This window comes from Alcanivorax limicola (genome assembly GCF_019931215.1).
Lineage (GTDB): Bacteria > Pseudomonadota > Gammaproteobacteria > Pseudomonadales > Alcanivoracaceae > Isoalcanivorax > Isoalcanivorax limicola.
In genome coordinates this window covers 941,110-957,455 of record NZ_JAIOUB010000001.1, presented here as the reverse complement: position 1 = coordinate 957,455, position 16,346 = coordinate 941,110, and the positions used below count along the sequence as shown (strand labels likewise).

Here is a 16,346-nt window from a genome sequence, read left to right as displayed (position 1 = left end):
GGGCGGGCCGCAAGGCCCGTTCGTCCCTGCTAGCCCCTGAACAACAGCCCCCGCAACTCCCGTTCATTGGCCACCATATCCGCCAGCGTGTACCCGTCCAGCACCGCCATGAAAGCATCATGCGCCTGCTTGAGCGCCTGTTTCAGGCGGCAGGCCGGGTCGATCGGGCAGGTCGAATCGGGGCCGAAGCATTCCAGCAGTTTCAGATTCTCGGTCTCCCGGACCAGGGTGCCCACCCGGATATCCTTTGGTGCACGCGCCAGCACCAGGCCGCCACCGCGCCCGCGCAAGCTCTGTACATAGCCGTGCTGGGACAGGGTCTGCGCCACCTTGGCCACATGATGGGCGGAGATGCCGTAACGGCGGGCGATGTCCTGCACCGTGACCGGCGTCTGTGTGGGTTGCAGGGCCAGATAGATCAGGCTGCGCAACGCGTAGTCGGTATGTGTGGAGAGCTGCATGGCTTGACCCGGCAAAAAGAGGTATCTAATATGCCGCTTTGAAACAGGTATGTAAAATGCCTATTTAAACAAGCTAATTCAAGGAACCCTCCATGCTCACAGCCCGCCAACTCGACGTCATCCAGCAGACGGTCCCGGTCCTTCAGGAACATGGCGAAACCCTCACGCGCCATTTCTACGCGCGCATGTTCAGAGAAAACCCCGAGGTGCAGCGCTTCTTCAATCCCGCGCACCAGCACGCCGGCACCCAGCAGCGCGCGCTGGCCGCCGCCATCTGCGCCTACGCGCAACATATCGAGACCCCTGAAGCCCTGACGGCCGCGGTGGAACTGATCGCCCAGAAGCACGCCTCCCTGGGTATCCAGGCGGCGCACTATCCGATCGTGGGCGAGCACCTGCTGGCTTCCATCAAGGAGGTGTTGGGAGACGCGGCGACACCGGCCATCATCGAGGCCTGGGCAGCCGCCTACGGCGCGCTGGCGGACATCTTTATCCGTCGCGAAGCAGACATTTATGCGCAACAGCACACCACCTTCGGCTGGACCGGCTTCCGGCGTTTCGTGGTGAAACAGCGGGAAGCTGCCAGTGACAATATCGTTTCACTGTATCTGGCACCGGAGGACGGCAAGCCCCTGGCCGCGCACCGGCCGGGCCAGTACATCACCGTGCGTGTGCAGCCGGAAGGCGGCGAACCGGTGATGAGAAACTACAGCTTGTCCAACCGCCCGGGCGCGGACCGCTATCGCATCAGCGTCAAGCGCGAGCAGGCCATGGCGGCGGGCGCCCCCGACGGCGTGGTGTCGAACTGGCTGCACGACGGCCTTGGCGAGGGTGACGTCATCGAGCTGGCGCCCCCCTGTGGCGAGTTCGTCCTGAAGCCTGCGCCAGCCGATGCGCGGCCACTGGTGTTTATCGCGGGCGGGGTCGGCATCACGCCGTTGCTGTCGATGTTGTATGCCGCCCTGCAAGAACAGCCGGGCAGGGCAGTTATCTTCATTCAGTGCGCACTCAACGGCGCGGTCCGCGCCTTTGCCGATGAGCTGACCTCGCTGCGCGCGGACTATCCACAGCTGACCACCCACGTGCGCCTGAGCGACGCCACGGACGCGGACCGGGCGCGCGGCCATCATGACAGCGAAGGCCTGCTGGATGAGAGCCTGCTGGATCAACTGATCGGCCAGCGCGAGAGCGAGTTCTACCTGTGTGGCCCGACGCCGATGCTGGCCCATGCCCGGCGACTGTTGCTGGCACGGGGCGTAGACGCGGCGGCGATCCATCTGGAGTTCTTTGGTCCGGCGGCTGATCTGGCGGCGTGACGGCATTCGCTCCTGGTGCAGATCAGGAGCGCAACTTCTCAGGAGCGCGACGTCAGGAAAACGGTTTTCCCCGGCGTGCGCGCCGCAGCCGAGTCGTTGAACACCTCTGGCAATGCCGTGAACCCATGGCAGGCGCCGACGATGTTGGCAGTGCCGGGGTGGGCAAACAGGCTTGCCAGATATTCAAGTTGCTGCGGATTTTCCTTGAACAGCACCCAGCGATAACGAATGCCATGCCGACGTGCTGCGAGGCGTTTTTTCAGGTAGGTCTTGCCGCTTGTGGCCAGGCCGCGAACAACGCCGTGTTCAGTGACAGCGCCAAGCACAGGATTACTGGTGGTGACATAAGCGCGGCCCGGCGAGGTGCGGCGCTGCAATATCTCCATCAGGGGATCACGCTGTCGGTCATCATCGGCAGGCGTCGCACAATTGACGATGATGTCGGCGGCGATGTCCGCCATGGCGGCCGGATCACGGTAATCGACGATCTGGTGGGCGCCAAGACGTTGCAGCCATGCCCGGTTCTGGCCCGAGGCCACGGCGGTCACCGTGGCGCCCCAGCGCAACGCCAGAATCACCGCAACGGAACCGACGCCGCCACTGGCGCCGTTGATGCAGACCTGTTTGCCGCGCGCGGTGTCGGCCGACAGATTGGCCGCCGTCAGGGCTTGCAGTGCGGTCAGCCCGGCGTAGCCCAGGCCTGCGGCGGTGGTGTCACTGAGCTCCGGGCCGATGGGCGCGACGCAATGACGCGGCAGATTGAACAAATCTGCATAGGTGCCCCCGATCCGGGGTGACGCGGCTACCAGCACGCGTTGCCCCGTCTGTATATCCGTGATGCCCTGGCCAACGGCAACGACGCGGGCGACGGCGTCTCTGCCCAGCATCACCGGAAAATGCCCCCTGCGGTTGAACAACGGCGCGCCGTATCCCCGGGCCACCATGGCATCAATCGGGTTGATGGACGTGCCGATCAATGCGAGCTGGACCTGGTTGGCGCCGGGCGCAGCCGGTGCGGGCACCGTTGCGGAAAGCAGCGTGCCGGGGTTGTAGCCCCCGATCATAAACGCCTTCATTGCGATGTGGCCTCATCCGCGACGGTATGGCGCTGTGTGCCGAGATGGAGACGACCATCCAGACTGGTGATGGTGGATTCCACCACATCCCCCGCCTGAAGATAGTGCTCGCGGCGTTTCTGCGACTTGACGAACAGCTGCCATTTTTTTGCCTCTGGCAGCAAGCCGACCATCTTCACCAGCGCGGGCTTGGGCAACCCCAGGGCGCAGCCCGACGGCGTGCCCGTCATCAGCACATCCCCCGGTGCAAAATCCTGGACCTGGGAGTATTCCGTCAGGGTTTCTGCGGGCTTGAAGACCAGATTGTCGGTGCTGTCCTGTTGTCGTGTGTCACCGTTGACGGTGAGGCGTAACTGCATTTCATGCAGGTAGTGCATCTCGCTTTTATCCAGCAGACACAGCACCGGGCCCAGTGGGCAAAAGGTGCGATAGCTCTTGCCCTTGTGGAACTGCATTTGCGGAATCTGCACATCCCGTGCCGACACATCATTGCCGATACAGATACCGGCCACATATTCATGCAGGTTGTCGTCGGTGACCTGCACGGGCGCCTGGGTGCGTTTGCCCAGCACCAGTGTCATTTCGATTTCGTAGTCCAGCAGTTCAACATGGCGCGGCTTGACGATGCGGCCGGTGGGCCCCGTGATGGACGCCGATGATTTGGTAAAGAACATGTTGAAGCTTTTGTCATCCGGGTTCATGCCGGAATCGATCATGTGCTGGCGATAGTTGGCGCCCTGGCACAGCACCTTGGCGTCGGTGGTGATGGGTGACAGCAGCGCAACGTTGCCAACGTCCACCTTGTCCTGATCGGTGGCAAGACAGCTTTGTACTCCGGCATAACCCAGTTCGATCAACTCGGACGTGGTGGTGCAGGGCACAGTGATGGGCTGGATGTGCGTGCCATCGAGCAGGCCCCAACGGGTCTGGTCCTGATGGCGAAAGCGGACAATAGGAAGTGCCATGATAATGCTCTCCGGTCAGCCAAACAGCTTGGCGAGGGTGATCAGTTTTTTCAGCGACAGGTCAGGGCTGTGGCGCAGGTTGTGCACCATGCCTTTGAGGGCCGCTGGCGTGAGTTTGGGTTTGGTGAAACTGGCCGGCATGTCCTGGCCCCACTGGGCCATGGCCTCCCGGCTTACCGGATGTATGCCCATGGGGAGATCGGCGGTAAACACGTCGCCATCACAATAGTGTTCGTGCTTGGCCTCCCAGGGGTCTTGCCAGTAATCAAAGATCTGGCTGCCGAGGACGTGGCGCCCGATGCCCCAGGCATGCTTCCAACCGCGCTCCTTCAATATGCGCTGGCCCATGCCTACTGCATCAGCGTCGATCACCTCATAGGCGCTGTGGCTGTAGAGCGGCATGAAGCCCTGGGCCATGGCGAGGGTGTGGTGGTCCGCCGGGGTGTCGCCGAGATCCAGGCGCAAAAACACCACGGCCGGTGAACCGTCCGGCAGTACCTGCACATCGCTGGGGATCAAACCGAAGTGCCGGGTATACCAACCGCAGGTCGCCTGGAAATCAGCCACCTCAAGCACCAGATGGCCGAGCCGCAGCACTTCCGGCGGGCTTACCGGCGGGCGTTGCGTGTCATTGACGCGGGGCTGTTGCGCCGCAGCGTTGAACGGCAGCGCGTCGCGATGCGGCAGCACTTCAGCCGGGGTCTGCCCGTAAATCGCTTCGACCGTGAACCCGGATGGGTCGGTCAGGCGCACCAGCTCGCCGCCGCCGGGATATTCCGCAGGCTGTATCGTCGAGGCGCCGGGCAGCTGGCTCAGCCGGGTCAGATCGTCGCGCGAGAATACCGTGAACCCGAAGCCGATAAAGCGCGGTTTTTCTGCGCGCTGCACGCGATAGCAGAAGGGCTCCGGGCCGGTGCCGCGCAAATAAAGGGTTTGCGGTGAACACGACGCGGTCTGCAACCCGAAGTCGTTGAGAAACTGCTCGGCCTTTTCCAGATCGGGGCGCTCGAACAGCAGATACGCCAGCGCCTGCGCCCGGACAGTGGGGTCAGGGTGCCGTGCGGGTTGGGAAGTCGTCAGTTCGGCCATCATTTTTCGCCTTGTGTCGTCCAGGTCTGTTTCAGGTGTTCGGTGCGCTGGCGCTTGAAGGTCTGGCGCGCGGCGGCCATGGCGTTACCCATGGCGGAGGCCGCCAGCTTCCCGAACCGGGCGCGTTCCGGTTGCAGCCGCGCGGCACGCTCCGCCGGGTCGGGGCTCGGCAGAATGCGCGGGAAGGCGGCGCCGCGCAGCGGCCCACCCTCGACGGACGCATGCTTGTAGTGAATCGGCATGCGTTTGCTGGACGGCGTATAGACGACATCATCGCCGGTCCAGCGCAGCGCCAGGGCACGCCGGCGCCGCTCGCGCGAGGCGTTGCCGTAGGAACCATGCAGGGTCAGGGGATGAAAGGCCAGGATGTCGCCAGGCTCCATGTCCCAGTCGAGCAGCTCATACTGGTCCGGGTTGGCGTTGATATCGGGAATGTCTTCCATGTCCTCGTCGATGATGCTGGCCACATAGTCCGGTGAAATGGCTTTGAAGCGCTGTGGCCACCGATGCGAGCCCTTGACGTAAAGCAGCCCGCTGTTTTCCCGGTTGACCGGGTCGCAGGGGATCCAGAAGGAGCAGATCTGCTCACCGCGAATCGGCCAGAAGCTCAGATCCTGATGCCAGGGTGTAGGCGCATCGGTGCCGGGTTCCTTGACGAACATCTGGTCGTAAAAGAAGCGCACTTCCTCCGACTTCATCAGTTGCCGGGCCAACTCTGCGCAGGGGCTGTAGTAAATCAGGTCGCGCAGGATATCGATGCGCTTCCAGAGAAAGATATCCATCTGGTAGCCCTCGACCTTGCGCGACATGAACCTGCCGAGCAGGGAGCTTTTGTTGCGCGCCTCGTCAATACCGGCTTCGACCATGGCCATCCAGTTAGGGTCCAGGGCCCGCTTCAGCATGATGACGCCGTCTTCCTGGTACGTCCTGATCTCTTCTGCCGTCAGTTCACGGCGTGGCTGGGCAACAAACGTCATCGTGCGGCTCTCCTGTTCCTGGCCTGTTCCTGGCCTGTGCTGGACCTGTCATTCAATATTTATGAGATTTAATTCAATATTGAAACAAATGTCAATAAAGAGTAGAAAGGTCATCGTTTCCCTATCCAACGAGACTGCTAGCGAGACTGCGATGACGAACGGATCTGATGGGCTGCCCCGGACGACGGATGTACTGGTGATTGGCTTCGGGCCAGTGGGCGCGGCGCTGTGTGCATTACTGGGCCGCTACGGCGTGACCACTCTGGCGGTGGATAAAGTGGCAGGGGTGATGCTGGCGCCACGCGCCATCGCGCTGGACAACGAGGCGCTGCGTATCCTGCAGATGGCCGGGCTGGGGGAGGGGGCGTTCGAGCGACTCGCCATTCCCGAGGTGCGCATGCATTGCCCCTATCTCGGTCAATTCGGCCAGGCCAATACCAGCGGCACCATCGACGGGCACCCCAAGCTGGTGACCTTTTATCAGCCGGACCTGGAGCATGCCCTGAGGCGACAGGTGGCGGCTTACCCCTGCGTGGCGTTTCACAGCGGCTATGAGCTGGTCAGTTTCACCCAGTCCGACGCGGGGGTGACGGCACAATTGAAGGACGGCGCTGGCGAGCTGCACGAGGTGGCGGCGCGCTATTTGATAGGCGCCGACGGTGCGAGCTCAACCGTGCGCGGTTTGATTGGCCAGGGCTTTGAGGGGCAGACCTACCCGGAAGACTGGCTGATTGTGGATGCGATACGCCGGGAGGAGAAGGCCATCGACCATGTCGAATTCCTCTGTCATCCCGACCGGCCGACGCCGCATATGCCCGCGCCGGGCGGCCGCGAGCGCTGGGAATTCATGCTCAAGCCCGGCGAGACCAAGGAAGAGATGGAGCGGCCGGAAAAAGTCGCCGAGCTGCTCGCTCCCTGGATTGCACCGGAAGACCTGGTGATCGAGCGCAAGGCGGTGTATCGCTTCCATGCCCGCTGCTGCGAAAAATTTCAGCAGGGGCGAGTATTTCTGGTGGGAGATGCCGCGCATATCACGCCGCCCTTCGTCGGCCAGGGGCTGGTGGCCGGGCTGCGCGACGTGGCCAATCTGGGCTGGAAGCTGGCCTGGGTAGTCCGGGGGCAGGCATCGCCCGCGCTGCTGGACAGCTATGACACCGAACGCCGCCCGCATGCCAGGAAGATGATCGGCCTGGCCAAGCTTATGGGGCATCTGGTGATGCCCCGCAATATCTTCAAGGCGCTGGCGGTGCATGGCGCCATGCGCCTGTGCCGGTTCATACCGCTGTTGCGTCGGCAGCTTGAGGAACTGGAAATCAAACCCCCCAACCGCTTCCGCGAGGGTTGCCTGATCAAGGGCCGCGCACGCCAGGGCGTCTGCCGTGGTGCACTGCTGCCCCAGGGGTTTGTGCGGCATCAGGGCCAGATCCGCCCCAGCGACGAGGTACTCGGCGATCATCTGACGCTGGTCGGCTTCGGTATTGATCCGCGCCAGTATCTGGATGGGGCCACCCAGGCCCGCTGGGAAGCCCGCGGCGGCGCCTTCCTGCAGGTCGGCTTGCACGGGCAACGCCCGGGTGCCGACACGGCGTTTGCCGAGGACCTGTCGGACGTGCTGGCGAATAACCGGTCCCGGGGCACCGTGATGGTCAGCCGCCCCGACCGCGTCATCATGCACGATGGCCCGGCACAGACGGCGCAGCGCCTGGTGGACGAATGCCTGCAAGCGCTTTAATGAAGCACTCTCAATATTGATATTTTCCCAGTATGATGAACCCGGTACGAGGAGGTCCACATTCCGTCTGACGGGGCAGTTCATGGCAAAGAAAGCAGCGGCAAATACACTGACGCGTGGTCACAAGAAGAAGGCGCGCACCCGGCAGCAACTTCTGGACGCGGCCCTGCGCATCTATGCCCGCACCGGCGTGGCCGGTCTGGCGCTCAATACGCTGGCGGAGGAAGCAGGGGTGTCCAACGGCACCGTCTACAACTACTTCCGCACGCGCGAGGAGGTGCTGGAAGCGGTGGGCCTGGAACTGGCGGTTCAGCTCTCGCAGCAGATACTGGTCTTCAGTGAGGGCGTCAGCAGCGGTGCCGAGCGCCTGAGCATCGGCGTGCGCACCTTTATGGGCAAGGCCCTGGATGACCCCGAATGGACACGGGCCCTCATCACCGTGGTGCGTTACGCCGAGGGCATGCGTTCTGCCCTGGCCAACTACTTGCGCGCCGATTTGCAGGCCGGGCGCGAGCAGGGCGATTTCGTCTATGCCAACGAAGAAATGGCCATGGCCATGGTGGTGTCCGCCACCACGGGTGCCATGAACCTGGTTGTGGAAGGCTTTGACGTTGAGCACCCGGATCGCATCGCCGCTGAAATGATCCTTCAGTCGCTGGGGGTGAGTGCCAGCAAGGCCAGGAAGATCGCCAGCCTGCCGCTACCCCGGGCTGCGGACTAGCAGCCATTGGATGTTTGCCCATGAGCCGATTAAACGGCAGCGCCTCCCAACTGATCCCCGACACTGGCCGCAAACCACGCCAGAATATCGTTACGCTGATCCGCGCTGTGCGGGTGCGCCAGCAGCCCCTCCACCAGAAAGGTGGCCACCGTCGCCAGGGTGGCGCAGCGTGACGCTTCGATGCCGGCGGTTTTCAGGGCGCAGATCAGCGCGGTTTCCACGAAGTGATGGAACTGGTCATGCCAGGCGCGAATGACCGGTGACTGATCCAGGCGGCCATGGACCGTGGCCACCATCTCGCGGCTCTGTTCGAGTTCGTCCAGTATCCAGGCCATCTGCGCTGTCAACGGCAGGCCCCGCACCGCAGGCAGGCGTTGCAGATTCTGCGACAGCAAACGGTTGAGCACACCGACCAGCAGCTCATCCTTGCTGGCGTAGTACCAGTAGAGCGTATTGGGGGCGACATCCAGTTCGCGGGCGATTTGCTGCATGGAGGTGGCGTCGAAACCCTGTTCCATAAACAGGCGCGCCGCGGTCTCTTCCAGCGCAGCCTTCTTTACCTTTGCCTCCACATCCCGCTTGTTCTTGGCCATAGCGCCAGCTCCAGGAGTAATTCGGGTCATCTTGTATGGCATTCAAGAATGCTAATCTCGCGCCTTGAATAGCATACAAGACAACTCATGCAAGACAACCCCGTCTGGAGAAATGATCCATGGAATCATTGCGATACAGCCCTGCGGATATGACCTGCCACAGCGAACGCACTGGCTTTTATTATCAGGGGACCTGGTGCGCCGTAACGCTGTACCGGCCCGCCGATGCAGGCGACGCCGTGTTGCCTGCGATCCTCATGGTGCATGGCTGGGGCGGCACCCAGGATACGCTGACGCTGCCGTTCTATGAGGAATTTACCCGGGCAGGGTTTGCGGTGATGACCTTCGACTATATCGGTTGGGGCGACAGCGCCGGGCTGCCTCGGCATACCATCTCGGCCCGTGGACGCGTCAGGGAGGCCGATGCCGCGCTGGCGTTTCTGAAATCCCGGCCGGGCGTCAACAAGAACCAGATCGTGGTGTGGGGCTCCTCATTCGGTGGCGGCCACGCAGTGGAACTGGCGGCCGAGCACCCGGAGCTGCTTGGCGCCATTGCCCAGGTGCCGATGCTGGACGGGCTGGCAGCAGTGCGGGCGGTGCCGCTGACACGGTTGTTGCGGTTCGGGCTCTACTATCTGGCCGATCTGATCAAGCCGGGGCAGCCGGTTTATATCCCGGTGGTGAGTGAGCCGGGCGCGTTTTCCACCATGGATCGCGATGATGCGAGCAAGGCGCTGGCCCTGGCCGAGCAGAGTGTCGGGCGGGTTTACGACAACCGCGTGGCCGCCCGCTCCTTGATGACAATGGGGCCGTATCGTCCCTTCAAGCGCCTCAAGGATATCCGCATTCCCACGCTGCTGCTGGGGGCCACCGGCGATACCGTGGCGCCCTTTGTCGCGGATAAAATCCGCCGTGTGGACAATCCGCATCTGACGCTGGATACCGTGGACGCCAATCATTTCGAGCCCTACTTCGAACCGGTGTTCAGCCGTGTCATCAGCAAGCAGTTGGCGTTTCTGAAAAGCCTCGCGCTCTGAGGCTGCGAGGCGTGCGGGGCGGAAAAAGTTTACGGAAAGTACTGCGCCCGCAGTTGCCCCAGTGCCTGCTCGTACTGCTGCTGCCATGCCTGATCCGACAACGTCTCCCGCACGGCAGCCATATCCTGCTGCAAGGCCGCCACGGCCTGCTGATAGTCCAGCACACGCTGGTCGTTCAGTTGCTGCTGGCGGTCGCGCTGTTCCCGTTGTGCCACCACATCCGCGGGATAATAGTGTTGCCGCAGATCGCGGGTGATCTGCGCGCGCGTCGATGCATCGTCGATGCCCGCCAACAGCAAGGCCAGTTCGCGCTGGTAGCGGCCATCAATCCCTTCCACCTGCTGCAGCGCGTCGGCGTAGTCACCGAAGCTGCTGTCACGCAACGCGTTCAGCGCAGCAATGCGATCGGCCGCCGATAACGCGTCGGCGGCCTCCATCAGATCGCCATAGCGAAACTGGTACTCCGCCCAAGCGGCTTCCTGGCCGAACAGGGCTTCCGTGACATCCCGGCCAAGTGTCTGTTCCCGCAGGGCATGAATCGCATCGTAGCGCTCGCGCGGCGGCGTGCTCATCGACATCACCACGTCCTGCATGGCGAGCTCATACAACGGCAGGCGTGTCAGCGCCTGCTCGGCCAGCGCGGCGAATTCGGCATCCGGGTAGCCGGCCAGAGCCGCGCGGATCAGCGCATCGCAATCTTCATCCGGCAGACAATGCTGGCGCAGCTGCTGCAAGGTCATGGCGAGATTGCCCGGCTGGGCTTGTGCTGCCGCCAGCAGGGACTGCATCGCTTCAACACGGACTGTGCGGCGCGCCAGAATACCCATAGCCGCTTCATTTGCGGAGGCATCAGCGGCCCGGTCAGCTGGTGAAAATGCAGTCGTGGCGGGGTTGGAGGCGGGGGGCGGATACAACGATTGCTGAACGCCATCGCCAGCAGGGGAGACCATAAAGACCACGGCTGCCAGGGCAGCCGTGATCAGTAGTGCGGAAGCAGCACGCTTCACGGCGCGAACTCGAACTCACCCATGACCGGGAAGTGATCCGACAGATCCCGGGTGTGGAACAACGGCGCGGTGGCGGCGCGCTTGATGCGCACATCGTTGCGCGACTGCACCGGCTGGCGGTGGTCGTTGGCATAGACCACGTAATCCAGATACTCCACCGTGTCGCCGCCGGACCCGGCCGCCCCGGCCAGCACGTTGATGCGCGGGTCGAACGTGGATGCGGTATAGCCGGTACTTACCGGATCGGTGGCGTTCAGGTTGGTCAGCATGTCGGCGTAATCCTGCGGCCAGATCAGCTTGTTCACATTGAAGTCGCCGCCCATCAGCACCGCATCAAAGGCCGGAATGTTCTGGTTGTCCACCAGCGCGCGAATCTGCTGGAACTGCACCTGGCGCAAGGCGCGGGCCGCTGCGGTATCAAACGATGCCGTATGCGTGGAGGTCAGGTGGTACGCCTTGCCGTCCTTGATCACCTCGGCATAGATCACGCCTTTATCGGCGAAGCAATCGGTGCCGGTGCAGTCGGGGTAGATAAAGTCATCCGTATTCACAATCGGGTAACGGCTGATGATCAGCACGCCGCTGTCGAACACGTTGATGCCACTGTAAGGAATTTTCGGCACATGCGTCTGGTACGGGTATTCCGACGCCAGCGCCAACAGCATGCTGTCGCGGGTGGACGAGAAGGCCTCCTGGAACAGGATGACATCATAGCCGCTCAGGTGGTTCGGCAGTTCGGCCAGACGCTCGCTGATCTTGCTGGCCACCAGGGGCAGGGCATAGATGTTGTAGCTGAGCACTTTCAACGCGTCATCGCCGGACAGCGGTTCCGCCAGTGTGTCGTTGGTAATCACATAATAAAAGTCATCGTAGCCACCGGTGAGCTCCGCCTTGAACGCGGTGCTGGACGGCCGCGTGTCATAACTGTGGCTGTAGGTGTGCACGTTGCGATCGCTGAACCAGGGAGAGGAAAACCCGGGGCCACTGGCGCCGTGCTGGATATTGCTGCCGGTCCAGGTGCCCACCATGGTCTGCTTGAGCACGACGGACGAGGTGCCGGAAGACACGGTGGTGTCGAAATTGAAGATCCTGTTGCGCGTCACGCCCCAGAAGCGGTTATAGCGCAGCACTCTTTTGGTCTCGTAGGGGCCGATGCTGGTGGCTTCCTGTTCCCACTGGCTGCCTTGCGTCAGCGTGGCGGTGCCGTGGTGGTTGACGGAGACCGTGACGGTGTCCGGCGTGCTGTTGGTGACAAAGATATAAGTGTCTGCCACCGCCTGGCTGCCAAGCAGCGCCAGGCACAGCGTCAGCAGAATGCGTAGATTGCGCATGGCTAGGTTGCGCATAGAGAGTCCCCTGATGTTGTTTTTTTAGTTGCCGTTTATTTACATGAACGAGCGTGCCAGATAAAGCGCTATCGGATGACCGGCGGGCCAGTGGACTGTTGTTCACTCGGTGACGGTTGATCGGGGTGAAGAGTAAACGGGGATCGGATAGTTGTGGATTTTCCCGATCGGGTGTGGGCGTGGCCAGAACGAAAGTGCTAGGTTTGCCGCATAATCTCAAGATCCGGTCGGCGACACTTTACCTGTCAGGTCTTTCTGTCAGGCCTTTCTTGTCAGGTTATGGAGGAATCATGCAAGCACCACCCACCCGAGCCATGCCCTGGAAGGCCGTGCAGCGACCGCGTCTGTTGACGCTGGCGGGCAGGTTATTGATGGGCCGCGCCCTGACTCCGTCCCCGGACGAGTGGCAAGCCGTGCTGGCTGCGCTGCAACGCGGCGATCCCGCCATGGATGCCGTGGTCGAGTGGTTGTGCCGCGGCGCCACGGCAGAGAAACGACGCCAGTTCGAGCAGGCCCTCACACAGGGTATCGAGACACTGACCGACCCGCCTGCGGTGTTGCGGGATTTTTTTGCCGGCGTGGAGCAGCCACCTGCCTGGCTGGATCGGGACCTGCTGGCGCAGGGCGCCCAGGCGGCGCATATAGGTGGACAGGTGGGTTTTTACGTGTTGCGAGACATGGCGCTGATGGGCGGCTATGTCTACTTCAACAGCATGAATCAGGTGCTGGCGCCCGCGGGGGAGCTCAGTCGGCATACCTCCCGTCGCCTGGGGGAAACCGGAACCTGGCTTTATGATGTCACCGAACCGGACGGGATGTCGCGCTTCGGCCAGGGCTTTATCACCACCCTGCGTGTACGTCTGGTACACGCGCTGATACGTCGCCATCTCAGCGCCCGCGATGACTGGGATCAGCCGCGCTGGGGCGTGCCGATCAATCAGGTGGACATGCAATCGACGTATCTGGCGTTCGGGCCTGTCGCGCTCAGCGGCGGTCGCCTGTTCGGGGTGTTGCCCAGCCGCCAGGCGTCGGCCGCGTCCATGCACCTGTGGCGCTATATCGGCTGGCTCATGGGGGTGGATGAAGCGCGTCTTGCCGTCACCGAGCGCGACGGCCTGCGCAAGCTGTACCACACCTTCCTGACGCATCGGTGTCCCGATGACAAGATCCATCTGCTCGGCAGTGCCTTGCGGGATGAGCCGTTAGAGCGCCTTCCACCGCCCGCCAGCCGCTGGCCGCGTTTGCTGGCCTGGTGGCGCTACCAGGTGCATCTGAGCAATTCGTCGTTGATTCTGGGCCTGCGCGAGCGGCGCCTGCTGGGCCTGCCCTGGTGGATACTGCCCTGGTTCCCGGCGATTACGGCTCCGTGGCGTTTCCTGCGCGTGCTGATCTGCCGTGTGCGCGGCGCCAAAGCCATCGAGGCGCTGGCTCAGCGGGATCGCTTGCGGCAGCGGCAGCAGTTGCAGGAGTACTTCGGCGACCGGCAGGCGACCATCATTCAGCCGTCGCCGGAGCATCCTGCGCATATCAAATGAAGCGGCGTCAGTAAGGCGGTTTTGACCCTGACCTGACGCAGTGCAATAGGTGCACGCGCGCACACAAAATCCATGTTGTTGTTTCTCTTGCTGTGATCCGGCTTGACCCGCCAGGGGATCTTGCTCAATCATCTGGTACTTCCATGTACCAGAATTGAAAGACAACGATAACCTGATGAGAGGATCTAGCAAGATGGCCAATGTCACCGCAGCGAAAGAGGGCCTGGCGGCGCCCGCCCCCGGGCAGTTTCAGGGCAATGCGCAACGTTTGAGCGCCCTTCGGCGATTGGCGGAAGACCGCCCCGCCGAGGCTGAGGCGCAAGTCTGGGAGTGGCTGAGCGAGTTCAGGTCGCTGGACACCCACCACGCGCTGGGCTGGCTGTTTGCCCAGGGCTATACCCCGGCAGTGGACAGTGTGCAGGGTGATTGCGAGGGCATGGTGCTCGGGCTTTACGGCACCCTGTGGCTGGATGCGGTGGACCGGCTGGTGCGTGTCGGGCGGCTTGCCGGCGGCATCGGCTGGGCGGGCAAGACCTTCGATATGCAGACCCGCCGGGGCTATAACCGGCTCACCCGGGGCGCCAGGCTGCCGATGTTGGCAGTGATGCCCGGCTACCGCTTCGAAAGCAAGGGCGGTGAGCTGATCGGTTTTCATTTTGATATCGCCATCGAGCCTTCGCCGGTCTCGCCGGAGCAGGAGGTGATGTCTATCGCCTATGACAATCCCGCCGACAAGAACCCGATTGTGTTGCCGCGCACGCGGGATGAAATGGTGGAGATCGTGCCTGGTGTCTGCCTGGGCAGAGCCATTCTGCGAGAGAAGAACGGTTTTCGTGTGGTGGGTTACTTCGCCAGTCGTCGGCCACGGGGGTAAGCAATATGGCCATTGATCTGAAGGGCGCCGTGGCATGTGTGACCGGCGGTGCGCGCGGGATTGGCTATGCAACAGCGGAAGCGCTGGCGCAGCGTGGCGCGACGGTGTGGATCGGCGACATCGATGCCGCGGCCGTCAACAAGGCAGCCAAAAGACTGGGCAAACAGGTCAAACCCTGCCAGCTGGATGTCACCCGGGTCGAGGATTTCGAGCGCTTCCTGGCGCAAGCGCGGGAAGACGGCCCGGTGAGAGTGCTGGTCAATAATGCCGGCATCATGCGCACCGGGCGATTTTACGAGCAGGATCTTGCCGGGCTGCATCAGGAAATAGCGGTGAACCTGGTTGGCGTGGTGAATGGCATGCATCTGGTGCTGCCCGAGATGCTCGCACAGGGGCAGGGGCATATCGTCAACCTGTCCTCCATGGCGGGCAAGATCAGTGTGCCGGGGGCGGCGGTGTATTCGGGAACCAAGTTCGCCGTTGCCGCGCTGTCACGGGCCGTCCGCGCAGAAATCCTCGACAGTGATATCACCATCAGCAGCATTTTCCCGGCGGCCGTGCATACGCACATCACACAGCAACTCGATATTCGTGGCGTGCCGACACTGGATGCGGCAGCGGTAGCGGCGGAAATCGTTGCCTCCTGCAAGCACGGCCAGGCGGAAGTTACTTTGCCGCGCTGGGTGAAGCCGGTCGGCGCGCTGGAAGCGTTGATACCTGACCGGTTGGCGGCGCGTATCAAACGCGTGGTCGGCGCCGAGAGGCGGATCACCGCAGGCCTGCGCAAAACCCTGGCATCCGGGTCCGCAACCGACTGAAGCGGTGGCGCGGGCGGGCCTGTCGGCTCGGGATGGCAGCTTGTATCATGCTGTTGTTTCGGGCTCACAGGTCTTGCCATGCCATCAGATACCCGCGCCAACCCGAAAGGGAACGCCATGCAGAGCGATGCCGTACCGGCGCGTGCCTATCAGGGCGCTTCAGCAAAAGAGCGGGCCAGAGGGCGGCGACAGCGCTTGCTGGACGCCGCGTTTGTCATGCTGGCGGATGACGGCTGGCGGCAGATGACCATCGACAAACTGTGCCGGCATGCGGGCCTGAACAAACGTTATTTCTATGAGAGCTTCGCCACCCTGGATGATCTGGCGGCGGCAGTCGTGGACGACATCTGTGAGCAACTGGTCGCCATCGCCTTTGACGCGGCCCGCCGAGCCAACGAGGCAGGGCGCAACGTCAATGAGCTGGCCCACGAGACACTGGATGTGGTGGTGGGCTTCCTGCTTGACGACCCGCGCCGGGCGCGCGTCCTGTTTACCGAAGTGTCCGACAGCCCCCGCGCTGCCGCGCATCGCAAGAATGCGATCAAGGGCCTCGCCAGCGCGCTGGCCGCCTACGGCCATGAGCATCATCAGGCATCCGGCGCACACCCGGTGGCGGACGTGGCGTCCGCCTTGCTGGTGGGCGGCAGCATCGAGGTCATTCTGTCCTGGCTGGATGGCGGCGTGGCGCTGACCCGCCAGGCATTGATCGAAGACCTGGCTGCGCTGTGGGTGTGTGTCGGCGAAGGCGCGGTACTGGCGGGCAAGGCGCGCGCACCACAGGAGTAGCGCAACGGCGACA

General features: G+C 62.8%; 16 protein-coding genes. 8 read left to right on the top strand and 8 right to left on the bottom strand.

Annotated elements, in window-relative coordinates; all coding sequences use genetic code 11:
• Positions 1 to 29: 29 nt before the first annotated feature.
• Entirely contained in the window at positions 30 to 461 is a 432-nt protein-coding gene (locus tag K8B33_RS04200) for an RrF2 family transcriptional regulator (protein WP_223423660.1), read from the bottom strand.
• A gap of 92 nt (positions 462 to 553) precedes the next feature.
• Here K8B33_RS04200 and hmpA point away from each other — a divergent pair, with 92 nt between their 5' ends.
• The gene (gene hmpA / locus K8B33_RS04195) at positions 554 to 1,777 is read left to right on the top strand and encodes an NO-inducible flavohemoprotein (RefSeq protein ID WP_223423658.1); all 1,224 of its coding nucleotides are present in this window, start codon (positions 554 to 556) and stop codon (positions 1,775 to 1,777) included.
• A gap of 38 nt (positions 1,778 to 1,815) precedes the next feature.
• Here the strand turns inward: hmpA and K8B33_RS04190 are convergent, their stop codons facing one another.
• The 4 genes from K8B33_RS04190 to K8B33_RS04175 are packed head-to-tail and all read right to left on the bottom strand — an operon-like array spanning position 1,816 to position 5,884.
• Positions 1,816 to 2,853 (bottom strand): alcohol dehydrogenase catalytic domain-containing protein, encoded by a 1,038-nt coding sequence (locus K8B33_RS04190; protein ID WP_223423656.1) that lies wholly within the window; start codon positions 2,851 to 2,853, stop codon positions 1,816 to 1,818.
• Entirely contained in the window at positions 2,850 to 3,818 is a 969-nt protein-coding gene (locus K8B33_RS04185) for a fumarylacetoacetate hydrolase family protein (RefSeq protein WP_223423654.1), read from the bottom strand. The genes K8B33_RS04190 and K8B33_RS04185 overlap by 4 nt, the downstream gene beginning before the upstream one ends.
• A 15-nt stretch (positions 3,819 to 3,833) precedes the next feature.
• The gene (locus tag K8B33_RS04180) at positions 3,834 to 4,907 is read right to left on the bottom strand and encodes a VOC family protein (protein ID WP_223423652.1); all 1,074 of its coding nucleotides are present in this window, start codon (positions 4,905 to 4,907) and stop codon (positions 3,834 to 3,836) included.
• Complete coding sequence (locus tag K8B33_RS04175) at positions 4,907 to 5,884, bottom strand: phytanoyl-CoA dioxygenase family protein (RefSeq protein ID WP_223423650.1); 978 nt, start codon at positions 5,882 to 5,884, stop codon at positions 4,907 to 4,909. The genes K8B33_RS04180 and K8B33_RS04175 overlap by 1 nt, the downstream gene beginning before the upstream one ends.
• 151 nt (positions 5,885 to 6,035) lie before the next feature.
• On the opposite strand from K8B33_RS04175, the gene K8B33_RS04170 reads away from it, so the two are divergent.
• On the top strand, positions 6,036 to 7,616 hold the full coding sequence (locus tag K8B33_RS04170; protein WP_223423648.1) for a bifunctional 3-(3-hydroxy-phenyl)propionate/3-hydroxycinnamic acid hydroxylase: 1,581 nt from the start codon (positions 6,036 to 6,038) through the stop codon (positions 7,614 to 7,616).
• An 82-nt stretch (positions 7,617 to 7,698) separates the two neighbouring features.
• Positions 7,699 to 8,337, top strand: coding sequence for a TetR/AcrR family transcriptional regulator (locus K8B33_RS04165; protein WP_223423646.1), 639 nt, complete (start codon positions 7,699 to 7,701; stop codon positions 8,335 to 8,337).
• A gap of 29 nt (positions 8,338 to 8,366) precedes the next feature.
• Here the strand turns inward: K8B33_RS04165 and K8B33_RS04160 are convergent, their stop codons facing one another.
• Positions 8,367 to 8,930 carry a TetR/AcrR family transcriptional regulator gene (locus K8B33_RS04160; protein ID WP_223423644.1) on the bottom strand — a complete coding sequence of 188 codons (564 nt, stop codon included), beginning with the start codon at positions 8,928 to 8,930 and terminating at the stop codon, positions 8,367 to 8,369.
• Positions 8,931 to 9,049: 119 nt separating this feature from the next.
• Here K8B33_RS04160 and K8B33_RS04155 point away from each other — a divergent pair, with 119 nt between their 5' ends.
• Positions 9,050 to 9,967, top strand: coding sequence for an alpha/beta hydrolase (locus tag K8B33_RS04155; RefSeq protein ID WP_223423642.1), 918 nt, complete (start codon positions 9,050 to 9,052; stop codon positions 9,965 to 9,967).
• A 29-nt stretch (positions 9,968 to 9,996) separates the two neighbouring features.
• Here K8B33_RS04155 and K8B33_RS04150 read toward each other — a convergent pair whose 3' ends face one another.
• Together K8B33_RS04150 and K8B33_RS04145 are read right to left on the bottom strand one after the other, a co-directional pair.
• Entirely contained in the window at positions 9,997 to 10,794 is a 798-nt protein-coding gene (locus tag K8B33_RS04150; RefSeq protein ID WP_223423640.1) for a lipase chaperone, read from the bottom strand.
• A 176-nt stretch (positions 10,795 to 10,970) separates the two neighbouring features.
• Positions 10,971 to 12,320, bottom strand: a complete 1,350-nt coding sequence (locus K8B33_RS04145; RefSeq protein ID WP_223423637.1) for a sphingomyelin phosphodiesterase — start codon at positions 12,318 to 12,320, stop codon at positions 10,971 to 10,973.
• A gap of 290 nt (positions 12,321 to 12,610) precedes the next feature.
• Between K8B33_RS04145 and K8B33_RS04140 the strand changes: the two genes are divergently transcribed.
• From K8B33_RS04140 to K8B33_RS04125, 4 genes are all read left to right on the top strand, one after another.
• A complete protein-coding gene (locus K8B33_RS04140) occupies positions 12,611 to 13,855 on the top strand; it encodes an oxygenase MpaB family protein (protein ID WP_223423635.1) in 1,245 nt (414 codons plus the stop codon).
• Between the two features lie 175 nt (positions 13,856 to 14,030).
• Entirely contained in the window at positions 14,031 to 14,729 is a 699-nt protein-coding gene (locus K8B33_RS04135) for a hypothetical protein (RefSeq protein WP_223423632.1), read from the top strand.
• Positions 14,730 to 14,734: 5 nt separating this feature from the next.
• Entirely contained in the window at positions 14,735 to 15,547 is an 813-nt protein-coding gene (locus tag K8B33_RS04130; protein WP_223423630.1) for an SDR family NAD(P)-dependent oxidoreductase, read from the top strand.
• A 78-nt stretch (positions 15,548 to 15,625) separates the two neighbouring features.
• A complete protein-coding gene (locus K8B33_RS04125) occupies positions 15,626 to 16,333 on the top strand; it encodes a TetR/AcrR family transcriptional regulator (RefSeq protein ID WP_223423628.1) in 708 nt (235 codons plus the stop codon).
• The last annotated feature ends 13 nt before the right edge of the window (positions 16,334 to 16,346 follow it).